The sequence below is a fragment of the Alteromonas stellipolaris genome, from assembly GCF_001562115.1.
In the GTDB taxonomy this organism is placed as follows: Bacteria; Pseudomonadota; Gammaproteobacteria; order Enterobacterales; family Alteromonadaceae; genus Alteromonas; species Alteromonas stellipolaris.
The window spans coordinates 1121531-1140322 of record NZ_CP013926.1 but is presented as its reverse complement, the minus strand read 5'-3'; the positions used below and the strand labels follow the sequence as shown (position 1 = coordinate 1140322).

The 18792-nt window shown below is 42.0% G+C and carries 19 protein-coding genes; 12 read left to right on the top strand and 7 right to left on the bottom strand.

What is annotated here, in order from left to right:
- Positions 1 to 5 precede the first annotated feature (5 nt).
- A complete protein-coding gene (locus AVL57_RS04710; protein ID WP_232363246.1) occupies positions 6 to 731 on the bottom strand; it encodes a GNAT family N-acetyltransferase in 726 nt (241 codons plus the stop codon).
- A 108-nt stretch (positions 732 to 839) separates the two neighbouring features.
- Positions 840 to 1205: a DUF3192 domain-containing protein gene (locus tag AVL57_RS04705; protein WP_013785204.1), complete on the bottom strand. Its 366-nt coding sequence runs from the start codon at positions 1203 to 1205 to the stop codon at positions 840 to 842.
- A gap of 245 nt (positions 1206 to 1450) precedes the next feature.
- Between AVL57_RS04705 and AVL57_RS04700 the strand changes: the two genes are divergently transcribed.
- A complete protein-coding gene (locus tag AVL57_RS04700) occupies positions 1451 to 1741 on the top strand; it encodes a hypothetical protein (RefSeq protein ID WP_063458211.1) in 291 nt (96 codons plus the stop codon).
- Between the two features lie 147 nt (positions 1742 to 1888).
- On the opposite strand, the gene syd is transcribed toward AVL57_RS04700, so the two are convergent.
- Entirely contained in the window at positions 1889 to 2446 is a 558-nt protein-coding gene (gene syd / locus AVL57_RS04695) for a SecY-interacting protein (RefSeq protein ID WP_057793457.1), read from the bottom strand.
- Between the two features lie 99 nt (positions 2447 to 2545).
- Here syd and queF point away from each other — a divergent pair, with 99 nt between their 5' ends.
- The 7 genes from queF to AVL57_RS04660 all read left to right on the top strand — a co-directional run bounded on the left by queF (position 2546) and on the right by AVL57_RS04660 (position 10362).
- Positions 2546 to 3397 carry an NADPH-dependent 7-cyano-7-deazaguanine reductase QueF gene (gene queF, locus AVL57_RS04690; RefSeq protein ID WP_057793459.1) on the top strand — a complete coding sequence of 284 codons (852 nt, stop codon included), beginning with the start codon at positions 2546 to 2548 and terminating at the stop codon, positions 3395 to 3397.
- Positions 3398 to 3470: 73 nt separating this feature from the next.
- On the top strand, positions 3471 to 5024 hold the full coding sequence (locus tag AVL57_RS04685; RefSeq protein ID WP_057793461.1) for a GGDEF domain-containing protein: 1554 nt from the start codon (positions 3471 to 3473) through the stop codon (positions 5022 to 5024).
- Between the two features lie 2 nt (positions 5025 to 5026).
- The gene (ppnN, locus tag AVL57_RS04680) at positions 5027 to 6385 is read left to right on the top strand and encodes a nucleotide 5'-monophosphate nucleosidase PpnN (protein WP_057793464.1); all 1359 of its coding nucleotides are present in this window, start codon (positions 5027 to 5029) and stop codon (positions 6383 to 6385) included.
- 166 nt (positions 6386 to 6551) lie between these two features.
- Entirely contained in the window at positions 6552 to 6926 is a 375-nt protein-coding gene (locus AVL57_RS04675; protein ID WP_013785210.1) for a DUF3192 domain-containing protein, read from the top strand.
- Positions 6883 to 8589, top strand: coding sequence for a histidine kinase (locus AVL57_RS04670; protein WP_138118094.1), 1707 nt, complete (start codon positions 6883 to 6885; stop codon positions 8587 to 8589). The genes AVL57_RS04675 and AVL57_RS04670 overlap by 44 nt, the downstream gene beginning before the upstream one ends.
- A 201-nt stretch (positions 8590 to 8790) precedes the next feature.
- Positions 8791 to 9798 carry an isocitrate dehydrogenase gene (locus AVL57_RS04665; RefSeq protein WP_013785212.1) on the top strand — a complete coding sequence of 336 codons (1008 nt, stop codon included), beginning with the start codon at positions 8791 to 8793 and terminating at the stop codon, positions 9796 to 9798.
- A gap of 246 nt (positions 9799 to 10044) precedes the next feature.
- The gene (locus AVL57_RS04660; protein WP_057793468.1) at positions 10045 to 10362 is read left to right on the top strand and encodes a ComEA family DNA-binding protein; all 318 of its coding nucleotides are present in this window, start codon (positions 10045 to 10047) and stop codon (positions 10360 to 10362) included.
- Positions 10363 to 10457: 95 nt separating this feature from the next.
- Here the strand turns inward: AVL57_RS04660 and galU are convergent, their stop codons facing one another.
- The 4 genes from galU to wecA all read right to left on the bottom strand — a co-directional run bounded on the left by galU (position 10458) and on the right by wecA (position 14674).
- Positions 10458 to 11351 carry a UTP--glucose-1-phosphate uridylyltransferase GalU gene (gene galU / locus AVL57_RS04655; RefSeq protein ID WP_013785214.1) on the bottom strand — a complete coding sequence of 298 codons (894 nt, stop codon included), beginning with the start codon at positions 11349 to 11351 and terminating at the stop codon, positions 10458 to 10460.
- Positions 11352 to 11736: 385 nt separating this feature from the next.
- The gene (locus AVL57_RS04650) at positions 11737 to 12606 is read right to left on the bottom strand and encodes a glycosyltransferase family 2 protein (protein WP_057793470.1); all 870 of its coding nucleotides are present in this window, start codon (positions 12604 to 12606) and stop codon (positions 11737 to 11739) included.
- Positions 12603 to 13490 (bottom strand): glycosyltransferase, encoded by an 888-nt coding sequence (locus AVL57_RS04645; protein ID WP_057793475.1) that lies wholly within the window; start codon positions 13488 to 13490, stop codon positions 12603 to 12605. Before AVL57_RS04645 ends, AVL57_RS04650 begins: the two co-directional genes overlap by 4 nt.
- 128 nt (positions 13491 to 13618) lie before the next feature.
- The gene (wecA, locus tag AVL57_RS04640; RefSeq protein WP_057793477.1) at positions 13619 to 14674 is read right to left on the bottom strand and encodes a UDP-N-acetylglucosamine--undecaprenyl-phosphate N-acetylglucosaminephosphotransferase; all 1056 of its coding nucleotides are present in this window, start codon (positions 14672 to 14674) and stop codon (positions 13619 to 13621) included.
- Positions 14675 to 15095: 421 nt separating this feature from the next.
- Here wecA and AVL57_RS04635 point away from each other — a divergent pair, with 421 nt between their 5' ends.
- From AVL57_RS04635 to AVL57_RS04620, 4 genes are read left to right on the top strand one after another with little or no spacing between them, the layout of a single operon-like run.
- Positions 15096 to 15500: a hypothetical protein gene (locus AVL57_RS04635; protein WP_057793479.1), complete on the top strand. Its 405-nt coding sequence runs from the start codon at positions 15096 to 15098 to the stop codon at positions 15498 to 15500.
- A gap of 7 nt (positions 15501 to 15507) precedes the next feature.
- A complete protein-coding gene (locus AVL57_RS04630; protein ID WP_057796317.1) occupies positions 15508 to 17328 on the top strand; it encodes a polysaccharide biosynthesis/export family protein in 1821 nt (606 codons plus the stop codon).
- Positions 17329 to 17330: 2 nt separating this feature from the next.
- Positions 17331 to 18110 (top strand): ABC transporter permease, encoded by a 780-nt coding sequence (locus AVL57_RS04625; protein WP_057793482.1) that lies wholly within the window; start codon positions 17331 to 17333, stop codon positions 18108 to 18110.
- A complete protein-coding gene (locus tag AVL57_RS04620) occupies positions 18107 to 18781 on the top strand; it encodes an ABC transporter ATP-binding protein (RefSeq protein ID WP_057793484.1) in 675 nt (224 codons plus the stop codon). The genes AVL57_RS04625 and AVL57_RS04620 overlap by 4 nt, the downstream gene beginning before the upstream one ends.
- Positions 18782 to 18792 lie beyond the last annotated feature (11 nt).

Below are 18792 nucleotides of genomic sequence, written 5' to 3'. Positions count from 1 at the left end.
ACTATTTATGCTGCCTTTCGCCTAAACATTACCTCTCCTTTCACGTGAGATAGACTTAGCTCTCCCACCACATCATAGCTATCATCATTAAAAAAGGGCTTATGTTTCGCGATAGTAACAAACACGGCCACCCCTTCACTTTTAGCATCTTCTTCCACCACACTGTCGATAGCACCCAATAGTGTATGACCTAGCCCATGGTGCTGATAATCAGGGTGAACGGCAATAAAACTTAACATATGAAAGTTAACCGCAGGGACTAGTGCGCGAACTTTTTCTTCTTTTTCTAGCATTTGCTTTGTGCCAAAAAGGCCAGCGGTAAGTAGCATACGCAAACGCCAATGCCAGTAACGCCCAGAACCAAATGCAGCGTCTGGCGCGGTAAGGCAAGCAACCGCGAGTAGTCGCTCGCCATCGAACAACCCAACAATAGGCTGTTCTGCTACCCAAAAAGCGTTTAACTCTTCTCTGATAGCAGAACGCAACCGGCTCTCATAACCTTCTTTTTCAGCTTGAAATATGTCGGTAAAAAGTGGGTCATCTACGTACGCATTAAATAATATAGAGGCAGCAACCTTCAAATCATCCACGCCAAGGTAAATTGCTTTAATAGCCTCAAGGGAAGACACAAGTGGCTGCAATGCTTCATTAGCATTAGGTTCGTTGGCTATGGGATTATCACCCCCTTGTGTATTCATCACTTTGCTGTCGGTTAGCGTGTTGTTTGTCATGGGTGCTGCCCTCATTAATCTACGAATTTATAGTCACAGAAAGCAAAAAGTGACCAATTAATGGTCACTTTACGGTAAAAACACCAAGATGTTAAATTAATGTTACCATCAATTCATTAGGTGGTAAGCGCTATCACCCCAACCTACTAGGCCACTATCTTTAAATACTATTGGGGTACATTCATCTTTCGTTGTTATACCATCACCCATGGTTCTTTGTGTACGATAAAACAAAACGCGATAGGTACCGTCTTGCTTTTCATAAAGCTCGTTGAAATCAGCCACACCCATTTTTCTTAATACGCTTTCATAGCTCATTCCTGTTTCAAGGTTCGAGATATGTTTGCGGTTATTGTATTCTCGGTCTTCTACATCAGTACCGTAATGGCTATCACTTCCCCCACCTACCGATACCACGCAACCGGTAAGTAAAAATGATGACGCTAACGCGAGTGGTAAGATAATCGATTTCATGTGATTTCCTCTAATTTTTATCGTTTATAGTCTTGTTATATGCAATAGGGTAATCAAGAATGAGACCAACTATTTAAGGTATTGTTTTTAATGAATTTATTTTAAATCAGTGATGATTAAAATCATAAAGCATGGTTTATTACATTAATTAATGGTCAGTTTGACACAAATTATTGGTTAAAAACCCTAGCGAAATCAAGCTGAAATGGATAAGCTGAACGTCTTGTAATTTATTGGCCAACGAAATGTCACTGCAAAATAATAATCTGCAGAAATTAATGATTGTATGTCAGCAAATGGTGCAAAAAGGGACGTCGCCTTCTGTTGCACTACTTAGAGCAAAAGCGCCTTTTAAAGCATCGGTAACAGAGGCTATTGAAGCTATTAAACATTTCAATGCTGCCAATGGTGCATCTGATCCCGCATCTATTAACGGGAAGGACGTAGAAACTATTGCGTCGCTTTCAAAGCGGGTTGCGGTGCTTGAACAGCAAATGACGATGCTACAGCAGCGGCTAGAGGCATCTATCAAGTAAGCCCTTGTTAATAGAGCATAATCTCTTATTACAGCAAAACCACTTAATGGATATATGACGCTGCTCGCCTTCAGTGCCACCTACTTCAGCACCACCTATATTGGCAACGACACGCCGTGTTTATTCTAAACGGCATGACACAGGAACTTATTCAGGTCGTAGCGTGGCGATAAATTCCGGTAGGCTTGGCGAAATAACTTTTTTAGGTGGTCTTCCAACTTGTTCTAGTACCACTTCTCCAGTGCTATTTAACACACTTAAAACAAAATCATCTTCATCGGTTAATGCAAAAAAGAGTGTGGGCTCTTGTTTTAGCCTCTTTTTCATTAACAGGTGACCAATTAAATTTTGTTGAAGCCGCTCAAAGTCTTCTTCATTCCAAACTTGCAATAGCTCGCAAGACCCATGCTCAGCTACTACCGGTAAATTATTACTGAAAAATTGAGTAAAGAACTGACAAAAATCTGCGTCCAGCGTAATGTCCAATGCCTCTTCGACATTTTTAAAACTTAGCGCTGAATGCTGACTATCACTTTGGCGCTTAGGCTCCCACGGTACCAATTCTCCTTCATCTCCCTGCTTTAAGTAGCAAGGTGAGGGCCATTGACTATCATAAGGTGTGGTCAGCAGACTACCACTGCCCGAGTAGCGAGAAGTGAATGCACCGATAAGTTGGGTTAATTCGTTACTAATTGTTAAGGCCATTATGGGGTTACACCAATATTTTTGAGGTACACTATAGGTATAAGGTGCCAAGTTCAAGTAAGACGGCACATCTAAAATGGTTAAAATATATAGGTAAATATGACTTCGAAGGTAAACGATAGAATTTCTATTTCTGCCCCCAAAGATCTTTCACTGGGGAAGCAGGTTGAATATGAATTTCATTACAACCCCGACCTACTTCAGGGCGTGCCCCGTAGCTTAAGCCGAGATACGTTATCGTTGAATGCTGATGCCCTGCCCTTTACCGGTATTGATACATGGACTGGGTATGAGCTGTCTTGGCTTAACAAAAAGGGAAAGCCTAACGTAGCCTTGCTTGAATGTTATGTACCTATCACCTCTGCAAATCTCATAGAGTCGAAATCATTCAAGTTGTATTTAAACAGCTTCAATCAAACCGCTTTTGAAAGCCCTGAAGATGTGCGCGCCACATTGGCATCAGACCTATCAAAGTGCGCGGGTGAACCCGTGGTGGTTAACTTAACACTTCCCAATCAATTCAATACACTCACATTCAAAGAATTTGAAGGTGTACTGCTTGATGAACTTGATATCGCTGTTGAAACTTACGAGCCTGACACTTCGCTATTAAAAGTAACGGGCGATAAAAAAGCTGAAACCTTGGTTTCCCATTTGCTTAAATCGAATTGCCTTATTACCAGTCAGCCTGACTGGGCAAGCGTGCAAATTCGTTATGAAGGGAACGGCTTAGATCATGAAGGCTTATTAAAATATTTGATTAGCTTCAGACAACACAATGAGTTTCATGAACAGTGTGTAGAGCGTATTTATTGTGACATTATGCAACACTGCCAACCTAAGAAGTTGACAGTATGCGCACGTTACACTAGGCGAGGAGGACTGGACATTAATCCTTTCCGTTCAAATTTTGAAACGCCCTATGCAAATAAAAGGCAAGCTCGCCAGTAATTTAGCGCACAGATTTAATACAAATCACTAAATGTGCAGGATGACTTCACCTAAGGTTGAGTAAACAACGATTATGGACGCCAAACAGCTTCAAACTTACAAGCAACACAATACGCTACTTTCACAATTTATCGTTCGCTTGTCCGCCTTTTATGAAGGTTTTTCCGACAAAATTGATAGTGAACTACAAATATTGAGAGGGCATTTGTCTGGTACGCCAAACTTTACTCTTGCCACGGTGAGCATCAATAAGCTTAATAGCGCGCTTCAACACCAAGAACTGACATTAAAAAAATACAGTATTGAAACCGTCGCATTGCTAGAGAGTGCAACTAAGCGCCTTCAAAAAGCAGTGTTTGAAGACGAAGCTCTTAAAAAGCGAGCTACACAGCAATTGATAACCCTGAACCAGCCGGTTGGGGATATTTTTAGTATTTACAAGCTGTTCCAGCAAGCTATTGAGTTGCATCATGCAGCATTGGCGAGTAGCGCAGCAAGTGAGCCTGCGGTTGAAAATAGTAAAGGTGAAGCACCTGCACTGGAAAATAGTAAAGAAAGCAATAAAGACAATACGGTAAACCCGCTTTATAAGTCTATTTTAGAGGAACTAAACCAACTTATTGCCAGCTACGCCCAACGCCAACCTGATGATAGTCAATTGGTTGATATACAGAAAAAACTAACGGAAGGCATGTCAGAAGACCAACTGCTTAAAAGCTGTGTTGTTATTCTTCGAATGATAGTGCAAGACGCCATGGCTGAAGCCAGCTTAACCGGCAAAGTTATTCAAAGCTTGCATAACTCCTTAGGCAAAATGGGCGGAGACATTCAGCTTAGCATGGACAATAGCCGCACTCAGTTTGAGCAGCGACAAGTTGGTAATGCTCAATTGCAATCACATATCGAAAGTATTGAAGAGGCGGTATCACATAGCGACTCTTTGGAATCACTTAAAGAGCACACCCAATTCTGTGTTCAAAATATTGCCAGTACATTGAATGAACAAGCGCAGCTAGACTCTCAAGGTCAAGAGTCTTTAATGGGGTTACTTGGCTCAATGCAGAGCAGAATTGAGCAGCTTCAAAAACAGACGCAAACCTATAAAAAGAAGCTAGCTGAACAAATGATGCTCAGCCAAACCGACCCGCTTACCCGCTTACCCAATCGCCAAGCTTACAATGAAAAGTTATCAAAGGCGGTTCAGTTTTGGCAAGATAACGGTGATGACTTAGCGGTGGCCGTCATCGACATAGATCACTTTAAGTCAATCAACGACCGTTTCGGTCATGCTGCCGGTGATAAAACACTACAAGTGGTAGGAAAGAATCTTAAGCAGCAGCTAACAAAGAACACCTTTATGGCGCGTTGGGGCGGTGAAGAATTTGTTTTGCTTCTGCCAGGTATGGATAAGCAAAAAGTCACCAGTTTGCTTGAAACCATGAGAACTAAACTCGCCTCTTTACCGTTTAAGTTTAAGCAAGAAAAAGTCACCATAACGGCATCATTTGGCGCTTCATTTTTCAAAAAAGGGGACACACCAGACGCCGTTTTTGAACGGGCTGATAACTTGCTATACCAAGCCAAAAATAGCGGTCGAAATCGCGTTATCACTGACAGAGACGAATAAGTATGAAGAAAGTGCAGTTAAATCCTGTTGGTTGGATGAGTCAGTTGTCGCAAATTGAAGTGGCTCAATTGCAAGATACAACAAATAGCGCACTTTACGGCATGTTTCGAAACTGTTGTTTAGCAGTACTCAATAGTGGTGTCGATGAAGATGATTATGAAGTGCTATTTGCGCCTTACGAAAATTTTGATATCAAGTTGGTTCGAAGAGAGCGTGGCGTCAAAATTGAATTGGTAAATCCACCCGAAGTGGCTTTTGTTGATGGCACCTTGGTTACAGGTGTGCATGAGCATATTTTTGCAGTGCTTCGCGACCTGCTTTTTATGGGTAATAAGTATGCTTTTACCCACAAAAGTGCGCCTGTCGATAGTGTGAGCATTACCGACATGGTGTTTGACATGTTACGTCATGCTAAGGCACTTGAAGGAAACGATAGCCTTAATACTGTGGTGTGCTGGGGCGGGCATTCTATTAATCTAACTGAGTATAAATATACAAAAGAAGTGGGGTACCAGTTAGGGCTTAGAGAAATGAACATTTGCACAGGCTGTGGACCAGGTGCAATGAAGGGCCCCATGAAAGGAGCCACCATTGGGCATGCTAAACAACGATATAAGGCAGGCCGTTACATTGGTATTTCTGAGCCTAGCATTATTGCAGCAGAGCCACCCAATGCGATTGTTAATGAACTCGTCATCATGCCAGATATTGAAAAGCGCCTTGAGGCCTTTGTTCGCCTAGCCCACGGCATTGTGATTTTTCCTGGCGGTGTGGGTACTGCCGAAGAGTTGCTTTATTTGCTTGGCATTTTAATGAATGAACGAAATGCCCAGCAACCCTTCCCTGTCATCCTTACCGGTCCAGCGGGTTCTGAGACTTACTTTGAAGCCATTGATGAATTCATCGGTGCGACGATAGGGAAAGAAGCACAGAGCAAATACCAGATCATTGTTGACGATCCTGAAGAAGTAGCTCGGGTTATGCGCACTGGGCTTGGGCGAGTTAAAAAGTACCGAGAAGCAATGGGCGACGCCTATAGTTTCAATTGGTCACTCAAAATAGAAGAAGATTTTCAGCGCCCCTTCATTCCTACCCATCAAACCATGTCAGGTTTAGCTTTACATCATAATCAGGACAATGCCTCCCTAGCAATAGCGTTAAGGCAAGCATTCTCAGGTATTGTGGCGGGCAACGTCAAAGCGGAAGGTATTCAGCACATTAAACAGCATGGACCATTTAAGCTAACAGGGGATGCCAAGTTAATGGAACGGGTTGATACACTATTAGAATCTTTTGTTTCTCAACAAAGAATGAAGCTTCCCGGCTCTGCATACACACCTTGCTACACAATTGAGAAATAACTAGACGCATTTCCTTACGTTTAACACTTACCGTCGACGAACTTTTTACGGTACACTGTAGACTTAAGTAGTTATTCAAACAAAGGAACTGCGAAATTACAGTTTGTAACCTATATACACGTTGTAAATTGTTTATATTAGCGCAGAAAAACGAAAAGTTAGGGTTATGAACTCCAAGGTAATTCGACTCATTTTTGCTGGCATAGCATTGTATGCAGCTTTTGTATTTCTAGTGATTTCAGTTTATCCCGATAAACCTGAAAATATGGACTGGAAAGATCGCGAAGAATATAACCGCGTGCAAATTACCAAATTAAAGCTGGGTAGCACCCGAGAGGAAGTGCTGGCCTTGCTTGGTTCGCCTGATATTACCGAAGCCAAACGACAAAATGAAAATGCTATTCAAGTGATGTTTTACCGTACACAGCACGTTCGTGCAGATGGTTTAACCACGCAAGACGAATGCACGCCATTATTGTTTGAAAATGAGAAATTAATTGCGTGGGGCGACGGGGCGTATTCAAGTTACCAGCAAAGCTAGCCAAATGGAGCTCAATGATGCTTCTGAGCTTTCGGACGCTCTGCTTTCGCTACCTGCACTGACTTCATCGCCTCAAGACACTGTTAATACCTGTCTTCAGCGAGCTAAGCTTACACTTTCATTTGCTCAAACCCACCCCGCTATTCCTTTAGCACTTCAAAAGTGTACGAGTGACATTGATACTCTCACCCGGCATATGTTGAACCTAGCACTGTTTGGCAAACTCAATAACTATAACGACCACTTTTTACAGCATATTATTGCGGCCCACTTGGCTACGTATTATTTAGTCGCTTCTAATCTAGCTTCTTCTAAATTAGTCAAGAAATCAAAAGATGAGGCAATCAGTCAGAAAAAAGCACTGCTTGCGTTCATCAACGACCATCATCTCACCATGTGGCGACAAATTATTGCGTTGCAAAAAGTGCTTTTCAGTTCACAATCAATAAAGCATGTTGGCGAAGCAAAATTAACATCTTTGCAGCGCATAAGTTTGATAACCAGTGTTTTCTCTTATTGTACTGGAGCCCACTCAAGGTCGAGTCTTCTGGCGTTTATCGCTCAGCGTGTACCTACAATGCAACGAACTTTCCTGCATCCTATTGCATCACTCATTTCAATACCTTCGCCTGGGGCTAAAGTGTACGTAAAAGCGCACCCCGCTATTGTGATTGATATACAAAAACAGCATGCGCTTGTGCATTCACCTAGTAGGAATGAAGACGAGAAAATACTATGGGTTAAACGCACTGCACTTTTGGCGCCCAAAGACCTGTATCTGAGTTTTGAAGAATTCACAGGTCAATATCAAGCATGTGAGAATGCCCGAAGCGTGAAAGGAGAGCAGCCTTTTTACCCCGCCACCTTTCCTATTCAGCGCCCTCCCTCAGCCCTAATAGCGATTATTGATGAATTACAAAAAACTGATGTGGATGTACCTAGTTTATGTCAGAAGGTTGAGAAGGTACCCAGCTTCCAGCAATTCTTGCTTTCCACTGCTAGCTTAGACAATCGCCTTAAGCTCACCGTAACGAGCCTCAAACAAGCAATACTAACCTATGGTTTGGAACGAGTGGGCGATATGCTGGTACAACATGCGTTAATAGAGCGCTTAACCCAACATCAATATCCATTGCTTGCCATCAGCAAACAATTTACCACTTTGGCGTGTGGTATTGCGGCGCAGTTAGCATCAATAACAAAAACCAAATTTACTCCTCAATCTGCCGCGCTAGTGACTACATTTTTGTGTGCCCCCTTATTCACACTGCCAGGATTAAAAGTAGCGACGAAACTACCGGTTAGTCAAAAAGACTACTTTCAGATAGACAAAGCCTTCAAGGTTAAAAGCGTTTCTTCATGGCACGCTATTTCAGGTGAACTTGCTGGAAATTGGCACCAAAGTGCCACATGGCGAGCGGTAATTCACCAGTCAGGCAGACGACACGCAGAGGTCGCCGCATCTTTGAAGAAGGAACACGCTATTTTACAACTCGCTTTTGGCCTTGCCAGAGAGTATTTGTTCCCGTCAAATGCACGAGATGCAGCCACAGATAATACCTTCGACACCTTAGTAAGAAGCGTTAACTTGAAAAGTGAAGATATCCGCAACGTGATGGATAGACTTGGCGAATATCTGTTTTGCCCACTTAATTTGCACTAGTAAAATTAATCTTTACGAATGGCTATAACTTAGCCCCGCTATCGTATAAAATACGCCGCTTAGCGCCGCTTCAAAAAACTACCCCTAATTTTCATAATAATAAAAAGATGAGGCGGTCTTCTTTGGCGCGTTTCACTCGCTAAGCTAAAATGTAGTAAACCTAACGATTTTGACAATAGAATTATCAGAGGATCCTTCCACATGACTCAGCAACACATTACAGTCATTCGCGGTGACGGCATTGGCCCAGACATTATTGATGCAACCACTAAAATTTTAGATAAAGTTGGCTGTGATTTTGCCTATGACTACGCAGATGCAGGCTTAGTTGCCCTTGAAGAGCATGGTGAACTTCTGCCACAAGCAACACTTGACCTTATTGCTAAAAATAAAGTTGCACTTAAAGGCCCACTAACTACTCCAGTTGGCGAAGGTTTCACATCAATTAACGTTAGCTTACGTAAGCAATTTAAACTTTACGCAAACTTACGCCCTGTGATCTCGTTCAAAGGCACTAAAGCGCGTTACGAAGATATCGATATCATTACCGTGCGTGAAAATACTCAAGGTATGTATTCAGGACTTGGACAAGTAGTTTCTGAAGACGGTAACGAAGCTGAAGCGATGAGTAAAATTACTCGTGATGGCGCTGAAAAAATCGTTACTTTCGCTTACGAGTTAGCGCGTCGTGAAGGCCGTAAAAAGGTTACAGCAGTACACAAAGCTAATATCTTGAAGTCTACTTCAGGTTTGTTTTTGAAAGTGGCTCGTGAAGTGGGCGAACGTTACCCAGATATTGAATCTACAGAAATGATTGTAGATAACACGTGCATGCAGTTAGTAATGAACCCACACCAGTTCGACGTGATTGTTACCACTAATTTATTCGGTGATATCCTTTCTGACTTATGTGCTGGACTTGTTGGCGGCCTTGGTATGGCTCCTGGCGCTAACATTGGTGAAGACTGTGCTATTTTCGAAGCTGTACACGGCTCTGCTCCTGATATTGCTGGTAAGAACTTGGCTAACCCAACATCAGTTATTCTTGCTGCAGCTCAGATGCTTGAATACTTGAACATGGGTGATAAAGCAGAAAAAATTCGTAGCGCCTTAAAAGACGTTATCGAAACTGGCGACCGCACTACTCGCGACCTTGGTGGTGAAGCCGGTACAAATGAATTTACTCAAGCGTTGATTGACCGCCTTTAAGGTTAAATAGACGTTATTGATAAAGCGGGCTTAAAGCCCGCTTTTTTGTATCTGTCTCTTACTGCATACGTTCTTCCCCTGCTTCCTCTCCCTCCCCCCCCAAAAAAAGAAAAGAGAAAAGAAGGCACGCCTCAACCTAGTGTTGGCACTTTGATAAAACTGTCCCAAAACTGGTCTTTTCATATTTGGCTCTGTAGGTAACATCAACGCTGTACAAATGGTGTACATCTCAAACAAGGAATGACGATGAAAAGACAATTAACAAGCCTTATGGTTTTATCTGCGCTATATATTTACACACCGGCTATATCGGCTGCCCCATTAGATAATGATGCTTCATCATCAATGGTAAGTGTTGGTATCGCTAAAAAAATTGACCTTAATGTTGCTAGTATTGAAGAGCTTCAAACATTACCTGGTGTAGGTATTTCTAAGGCAAAAGCGATTATCGCGTACCGACAAGATGTTGGGCCGTTTTTAGAAGTCGCACAAATAACCGAAGTAAAAGGAATTGGTGAGAAGATGCTATCTAAGCTACAAGGTTATGTTGTAGTAAAAGACTGAATAATTCACTTGGTGTTACTCAGTTTGGAAGACACGCACAAAAAAGCGCGCCGTAAGCGCGCTTTTAAATAGCTGTAATGTTAGATACTGTAATTTTAGATGCTAAGGCTAGCAATATACTCTTTAAATTCTTGGCCTAACGCTGGGTGTCTAAGTGCGTACTCTACGTTGGCTTTCATGTAACCAAGTTTACTACCACAGTCATGGCTCTTGCCTTTCATGTAGTAAGCGTCAACCTGTTCAACCTTCATTAATGCATCGATAGCATCTGTAAGTTGAATTTCATCGCCGGCACCAGGAGGCGTAAACTCAAGTAAGTCCCAAATCTTCTCAGATAGCACATAGCGACCTACAACCGCTAAATCAGACGGCGCTTCATCAAGAGCAGGCTTTTCTACCATTTTGTGTATTTTAGCAGACTCACCAGGCTCAATCGCTGCGCCATCAAGGTCAGCAATACCAAATTTGGTCACATCTTCTTGAGGAACTTGCTCTACCATAACTTGGCTAACACGAGTGGTATTAAACTTAGCAACCATGTCCGCAAGGTTATCTTTTTTCGGATCACTTGCTGCATCGTCAATGATAACATCTGGCAATACTACCGCAAAAGGCGCATCACCAATGATAGGACGGGCACACAATACAGCGTGACCTAGACCATTTGCCACACCTTGGCGTATATGCATGATGGTGACATCTTTCGGACAAATTGACTGTACTTCTTCAAGTATCTGACGCTTAACACGCTTTTCCAATGTGGCTTCAAGCTCAAAAGACGTATCGAAGTGGTTTTCAATACTGTTTTTACTAGCGTGAGTTACCAATATGATTTCTTTGATCCCTGCTGCTACACATTCTTTCACAACATACTGAATAAGTGGCTTGTCTACCACTGGAAGCATTTCCTTCGGAATTGCTTTTGTAGCAGGAAGCATTCGGGTGCCTAGACCCGCTACTGGAATAACGGCTTTTTTTACTTGACTCATAATTTAATGTCCTTGTACTGATAATCCTCAACCTAAAATGAAGTATGCAATCCACATTCCATACTAACAACTTCATTTTGGCTCGAAACGGTTACGCTATAATAAAACGTAAAGTTCACTTCACAATGATTTCTATTATAAAAAATAAAAAGCTTCATCGTGAAGCACATATTTCAATTCACACTAGGTGCAACTGGTGATGAACAGCGTAATACCATTGAAAAATAATGTTTTTGAAATAAAAGAATTTGCCTAATCAGCGCCCCTTTTTAACTCATCAACATGCACCAACATTCATCACTTGCACATCTTTGGTGAAACTTTACATTTATTAAGCAATGCTTTTAAAAGCCCAACTAAAACCATTGCATAATCAACTTAAAGCCTACTTTACACTACGCTCTTGAATCTTTCCTTTCTTCGCACTGATGCCGTCAATTAGCCCTTTCAGTAAATAATGCCCACGTTTCTTACCATCAGGAAAGTAGAACCGATTAACAATATATCGTAGCGGTATTGCGGGAAGATGACGGCACTTCCAATAAAGTGGTACATACCCCCTTCTAGCTAAGAGTAATACGTTCCTCATTTGGTAGTAAAGTCGAATTGGTGCGCCTTGCTTGAAGGTTAAGCCTAGTACCTTTACACGATCATCGCCTTGACGGTGCGGCATACATACTGATAAAGACTGGAATATAGAAAAACCGAGCTTATTGGCTCGCCAGCACCATTCATGATCGACACCGTCTATAAAGAGGCCTGTTTCTTTATGTCCTACCACGGAAAATGCAGAAGAAGAGAGCATCATACCTGACGCAATAATTTGTTTTACTTCTCTAACCCGGCTATCGATTGGACGTCCCTTTTGCACGCGCCCTACGGTAAGTTTATCGGTAAATTGACAGTGTATTGAAGGGCCAAGTGCCGCTATCTTATGAGACTGCTCAAGCGCATGGTACTGTGCTAGTAAGTCTAACCCCATATTCGCTGTAAATAGGCTATCTTGGTCTAGCACTACCGCATGGGACATACCATTTTTAAATAGGTAATCGAGGCCTATATTTTGAGCCTCGGCAATCCCTACATTATCAGAGTAATGGAAATATTTGCAGTGAGAAGAAAGCGATAAGACGGTTTTTTCAGAAGAATTGTCAACTAATACAATGGGCCATTCACAGGCCATGAACCCATCGATAAGTGATTGCACATGTTGGATATCAGGGTGATAAAGTACAACGACAATTCCACAGTTCAATGTTTACCAAACCTATCCAATAAATGACGATCGAGTTTATATGCTAATTTAACAACTTTCCCAGGCATTAATCGTAGCGTTAGTACACCACATGCATATGCGGCATTGTAAGGCGTTAGCTTTTTTAGTTTAAACATGGCATTAAACCTTGCTCTAAATTCGTTGAGTGATTTACTAAAGCCTCTGCGCTTATAAAAGTTGTTTACTCGTCTGAAATTCAATAAACGATCTTTGAGGTTTCTAAACACAAAACCGTTAGAAGCCAAGGTTACCCAAAGAAAATAGTCTTGAGTGTTCATTAGGTTACTATCGTATCTATAGCCCTGTTCAAACACCGTGTAACGTATTACTACGGTAGGATGATTCAGTGAGCAACGTCGTGGCAATATACTCACAATTTGCTTGTGAGACGAAGGCATGACTCTTGCGCCCACTTTGTTACCGTGCTCGTTTATTTCAGTTAGCGCCGATCCCAATACTGATATATAGGCATGCTTACGTAAATAACTTATTTGGCGTGCGAGTCGGTTTGGAATGGAGATATCATCCGCATCCATTCTTACGAAGTAAGCAGGGCTCAACGATAGTCCCCATTCGGCCGCTTTGTTCATGCAGCTGGCCAAACCAGGTTTAGTCGCATTTTGGGCTAGTACAACCCTATGATCGGAAAAGGCTTTATCTTTAAGTTTATTCATCATCTTAACGGTAATTTCTCCGTCAATCACAATGACAAAAACAAAATCTCGATATGTCTGATTGAGTATACTGTCAATCGCTTGTTCTACCCACTCAACCTTGTCGCCCCCATAGACAGCCATGGCCACCAAGGTTTCAACACATTTGTTTTTATAGTTGTTGTGAAGAATTGAAAGGTTTGAGTCCAAACAGAATTACCAATTTTAAAGCGTTGATACATTGGAAAAGTAAAAGAAAAGCGCTTTCTAATCTTATTACACCGGCGTTCGAAATTTAGTTCTAGCATTCAATTTATCAACGCATTAGGAATATTACGCTAAAGCTTTTTGATAAAGCGAAGCACGCTCCAAATATTTTGAATGACGATACTATACAAGACAAGTAGACAAATAAAACCCCAAAACATGATGTATTCAGGCACAAGATATATTTCGCCCAGGATCCCAATTACGCAATAACAGGCGCCCATACACAAAATCGCAATGAGAGATTGACGGCTCGATAAGCCTGCTCGCATAAAAATATTGTGCAAATGCTGGCGATCTGGGCGAAGCATAGATTGCCCCTTACGTGCACGGCGATACATTATTGCCGCCATATCCATTAACGGCAATCCAACTAACCACACGGCGGTGATTGGTCTAAATGCAGCACTAGCACCTTGAGTATGGTCGACAAGCAACCATACAATTGTTAGGCCCACAAACATACTGCCCGCATCACCCATAAATATTTTATTTCCTTTAAAGCCCTTCCAACTTAAGTTAAAGGCCAAAAATGGTACAATGGCAGCCACTATAATTAAAGGCTCCATAATGGCAGCACCGTTGCCAGTAAAAGTTAGAAACCCTGCTAACGTAAGTAGAATAACTAAGCTCATGCCCCCTGCAAGGCCATCGATGCCATCAATCATATTAAAAGCATTGATAACACCCACCACGCAGACAACAGTAAAGAAATACCCACTAATATTTAGTGCAATATCGCCATTACCAAATATATTACCTAAAGACGTGACATAATTTTGCGCACTCCACGCCATAATTGAAGCCACTCCAAACTGGCACATCAAACGCCCTTTAGCGCTTAAATCGAAACGGTCATCAAGCATACCGAGAAGCACAACAAAGGCCGAGGCAGTAAAGAATAAAGGATTATTTTTCATCCAGACATCAGTAGCAACACTTGCGACCAATACCGCCATAAAAATAGCCACCCCGCCGGTCAATGGAATAATACCCGCGTGACGTTTTCTCGCACTAGGCTGATCAACCAAGCCGAATTGATGTGCTAGCGGTGTCATCACCACCAACAAAATAAGGGCTACAAAAAACGCAGTAAAAAGAGGAACAAACTGCAGGTACGCTAACATATTAAACAAAACCTCGTGCCACCACGGCCCATACCACCAGAAATCAGTGCTTCACCGATTGGTGTTCTTCCAAAGTGTGACATGTGAACCAAATTGGTATCCATATTAAAACAACGTCCTTTAACGGCCTACCGAGGGCTTCATTCTTTTATTTGAACAGGATAGGAAAAACTCCCTTATCATAATAAACATTCTTTGTTGTAACCACCCTTAGTAGTAAAAACTTTTGTAACAGAATGAATACTGGCTTATAAGCACCAATACTTTGAACAAATTTCATACATCACACCTAAAGCGCACTGTCTTTAGAACAAATAAGCATCCATCAAATTGCAATTCACGCCGAACGCGTGACGAAAGCATGTTTTTTTTTATTCTTATGGTATCCTAGCGCCAAATTGCTATATGGATATGACAGTCAATGTTAAATACGCAAAAAAGGGCTTTCTTACTTGTTGCGCTTACCAGCTTGCTCGCGGCGTGCAGTAATGTACCTAAATCGACAACCGCCGATATTCCACTAGTACACGCATCGCTAGCATACTCTTTGTCTGCCGAAGAAGATGTAGCAATAAGCATTCCAAATTTAAATTCATCGTTTAGTCAGGGGCAGAATATTCAGATTATGCTTGAAGGCATTGATTACCAAGCGACTAAATTGTATACCTCGGCAACCGGTAACGACTGCATTCGATTTCAAGCTACGCTTTCTGCCACCCAGCCCGAAAACGAATATACAAAAGACAAGCTTATCGTCTGTAAACGCGACGGAGCTTGGTCTATTTTGAGCCCATTAGTAGCCTCGGCTCAATCACGAGGAGAATAAGTTGAAGTTGTTAAATTTAATTTCTTTTACCGCCGCAGCTGTACTTTCAATCGGTTTATTTTCTCAAACGGTGAATGCTCAGAGTGCAGAGCAAATAGAACAGCTAAGACAACGAGCCCAACAGACAGGCTCGTCATCAACCTCTAATGCTGCAGCCGGCGTGTCTCCTCTCAGCGTTCAAAGCCAACGTACATTGCCAGGCGCAGGTAGCACGCAAAATACAATGGGGCAATTTAGCACTCAGCCAAGAAGTGGCCTTTCTCTTCCAGGCGAGCCGACTATTGAAAGTGTTTTCCCGCAACAACAAGCAATGGCCAACCCTCCGTTTGCTGCGAACTTATTTCTTGGTGGTTTCGAATCTGAGAGAACCACAGGATTAAACGATAACTATCTGGTTGCCCCTGGGGATAAAATTTCTATATGGCTTTGGGGTGCAATCAATTATTCAGATGTTTCCACTGTTGATAATCAAGGCAACATATTTATACCCAATATTGGCCCAATTCGGGTTGCTAACACGCCAGCGGGTACAGTAAACCAAACAGTAAGTAGTAAAATTCGTCAGGTCTATACCAACGATGTAAATGTATACGTCAACCTACTCACTTCAACGCCTGTGGCAGTTTACGTTTCTGGCCCAATATTACGACCAGGGCAATATGCGGGCCTAGCATCCGACAGCGTGTTGTATTATTTAAAACGGGCCGGCGGTATCGATTTTCAACGTGGCAGCTTCCGAAAAATTGATGTTATTCGCAATAATGAAGTTATAGCTACCGCTGATTTATATGCATTTTTCAGAAACGGTAAACTGCCAAAAATTTCTTTTAAAGATGGCGATACCATTTTAGTACGCCCTATTGGCAATACTATTGTGGTTGAAACCGGTGCTCGAAACAGTTTTACCTTTGAGTTTTCAGACGAAGAACTCACCGGTGAAGTAGTAAACTACTTTGCGCGTCCTGGCGAGTTTGCTTCTCACGCATCAGTCGCTGGCGTTAGGGATAATAAGCAATTTGCACGCTACTTAAGCTTAGCCGACTTTGAAGCTCTGCCGCTTAAGGCTGGTGACACTGTTGAGTACGTGGCCGACAACGAAGCACAAATCTATCGAATTAACGTAGCTGGCGCATTCTCAGGTGCATCACAATTGATGGTAGACAAGGGCACACGTTTACTTGATGTGCTGGATCATATTGAAGCGGACACAACCTTATCTGATACGCAAAATATCTATCTTCTGCGAGAAAGTGTTGCGATAAAACAAAAAGAGATTATTGAGCAAGGTTTGGAGCGTTTGGAGCGCAGTATGTACACTGCCCCCATCAGTTCTACAGGTGAGGGAGCAATACGTGCACAGGAAGCTCAACTTGTGGCTGACTTTATTGCGAGAGCCCGCCAAGTTGAACCACAAGGCCGAGTGGTTGTGTCTGAAAATGGCGACACTGCGAACATTCTTTTAGAGCCAAATGACACTATTGTGATCCCAGAAATTACGGATCTTATTCATATTGGTGGTGAGGTTTTACTTCCTCAATCAGTCGTTTTTAATCCTGATGCAGATACCGAAGACTATATTGCATGGGCAGGTGGTTTCACCGAACGCGCTGAAGATGAGCGTATTTTGATAGTACGCAAAAATGGGAACGTTGCTTTTGCCAATATCGATAACGGTATTTTAACTGCTAACGGCAGTGGTGCTCATTTATTACCTGGTGACCAGATTATCGTGCTGCCAGCCATTGATACTAAAGTGCTTCAAGCAGTGAAAGATATTACTCAAATCGTGTATCAAATCGCTATTGCTGCGAACGTAGCCACAGATTAATTATGGTAACGTTCAAAGAACAAGTTTACGCTTGGAGAAGTGTGATTTTCGCACTCTTCCTGCGTGAGTTTCAAAGCAAGTTCAATGATAAATTTGGTCTTAGCTGGGCCTTTATAGAACCTTTTATTTTCATTGCTGCACTTTCTTTTATAAGAGGTTTGATAAGCGGCGACGATGTTCACTCTATACCACTTTTCATTTTCATGATGATTGGGTTAGTCGGCCTCCAAACACTGACTACCAACCTTCAGTCGGTATCAACATCCATTCGACGAAATAAACCATTATATGCCTTCAGGCAGGTTCAACCGCTTGCAGCTGTTGTGACTGCGGGCTTTGTTGAATTATCAATAAAAACCGTAGTTATCGCTCTACTCGCTTTGGCACTCTATCTTTTGGGTGATGGCTTTGAGATTCATGATCCACTGATGTTGATCACCCTTTATATCCTACTTTGGTTGTTTTCTGTTTCAATTGGCTTAGTGTTTGGTATTGCGCAAGCTTTTGTTCCTGAAGTAGACAAAATTAAGTCAATGCTTACACGTCCCTTGATGTTTATCTCGTGTGTATTTTTCAGCCTTCAAGATATGCCTGAATATCTCTGGCCATATTTCACTTGGAATCCTCTTGTGCATTTTAATGAGCTTGCCCGATATGCTTGTTTTGAGTCTTACGGACATAAAGGGGTATCTTTTAGCTTTGTGGTAGAAATCACCCTTGTATTCTTATTCTTAAGCCTTTCTCTTTATCACATTACGTGGAAAAAGGTATTGTCACGATGATCAAACTAGAAAACGTGACAAAAAGCTATCCAAGCAAAATGGGGCCTCAATATATTTTTAAGAATCTCAATTTTGATTTCCCGACTGAAAATAATGTGGCCATCTTGGGTAAAAACGGCGCGGGTAAATCAACCTTGTTTCGTATGTTAGCGAAAAGCGAATACCCAGATAAGGGGCGCGTACTTACTAATAAAGCGATGTCTTGGCCGGTAGCACTTCAAACTGGCGTGCATCCACAAATGACAGGGCGTGAAAATACGCGCTTCATCGGACGAATAAATAATGTGAAGTCGTTGCCTGAATACGAAGAAAAAGTTCAAGCATTTGCTGAATTAGATAAGCGCTTTGACTTACCCGTGCGCACTTACTCTTCAGGCATGCGGGCTAAGTTTGTGTTTGCTTGTTGTATGAATATCGATTTCGACATCTATCTTATAGATGAAGCCACATCTGTAGGCGACCCATTGTTTAGAAAAAAAGCCAGAGCGTCACTTAAAGAAAAAAGTGAAACGGCGGGGGTTATCATGGTAAGTCATGAACTTGATCAAATTCGAGAGTTCTGTACATCTACCGTTATTATTGATGACGGAAAATTATCTTATTACGCTGATCTCGAAGAAGGCATTGACGTGTATACGCAAGATGCAGCCAATAAAAAATCGTTAAAATAGGTTTATCAAAC

What these genes read in the sequence shown, in the direction of transcription:
- AVL57_RS04710 (WP_232363246.1), bottom strand. Translation starts at nt 731, where the DNA reads ATGACAAACAACACGCTAACCGACAGCAAAGTGATGAATACACAAGGG.
- AVL57_RS04705 (WP_013785204.1), bottom strand. Translation starts at nt 1,205, where the DNA reads ATGAAATCGATTATCTTACCACTCGCGTTAGCGTCATCATTTTTACTT.
- AVL57_RS04700 (WP_063458211.1), top strand. Translation starts at nt 1,451, where the DNA reads ATGTCACTGCAAAATAATAATCTGCAGAAATTAATGATTGTATGTCAG.
- syd (WP_057793457.1), bottom strand. Translation starts at nt 2,446, where the DNA reads ATGGCCTTAACAATTAGTAACGAATTAACCCAACTTATCGGTGCATTC.
- queF (WP_057793459.1), top strand. Translation starts at nt 2,546, where the DNA reads ATGACTTCGAAGGTAAACGATAGAATTTCTATTTCTGCCCCCAAAGAT.
- AVL57_RS04685 (WP_057793461.1), top strand. Translation starts at nt 3,471, where the DNA reads ATGGACGCCAAACAGCTTCAAACTTACAAGCAACACAATACGCTACTT.
- ppnN (WP_057793464.1), top strand. Translation starts at nt 5,027, where the DNA reads ATGAAGAAAGTGCAGTTAAATCCTGTTGGTTGGATGAGTCAGTTGTCG.
- AVL57_RS04675 (WP_013785210.1), top strand. Translation starts at nt 6,552, where the DNA reads ATGAACTCCAAGGTAATTCGACTCATTTTTGCTGGCATAGCATTGTAT.
- AVL57_RS04665 (WP_013785212.1), top strand. Translation starts at nt 8,791, where the DNA reads ATGACTCAGCAACACATTACAGTCATTCGCGGTGACGGCATTGGCCCA.
- AVL57_RS04660 (WP_057793468.1), top strand. Translation starts at nt 10,045, where the DNA reads ATGAAAAGACAATTAACAAGCCTTATGGTTTTATCTGCGCTATATATT.
- galU (WP_013785214.1), bottom strand. Translation starts at nt 11,351, where the DNA reads ATGAGTCAAGTAAAAAAAGCCGTTATTCCAGTAGCGGGTCTAGGCACC.
- wecA (WP_057793477.1), bottom strand. Translation starts at nt 14,674, where the DNA reads ATGTTAGCGTACCTGCAGTTTGTTCCTCTTTTTACTGCGTTTTTTGTA.
- AVL57_RS04635 (WP_057793479.1), top strand. Translation starts at nt 15,096, where the DNA reads ATGTTAAATACGCAAAAAAGGGCTTTCTTACTTGTTGCGCTTACCAGC.
- AVL57_RS04625 (WP_057793482.1), top strand. Translation starts at nt 17,331, where the DNA reads ATGGTAACGTTCAAAGAACAAGTTTACGCTTGGAGAAGTGTGATTTTC.
- AVL57_RS04620 (WP_057793484.1), top strand. Translation starts at nt 18,107, where the DNA reads ATGATCAAACTAGAAAACGTGACAAAAAGCTATCCAAGCAAAATGGGG.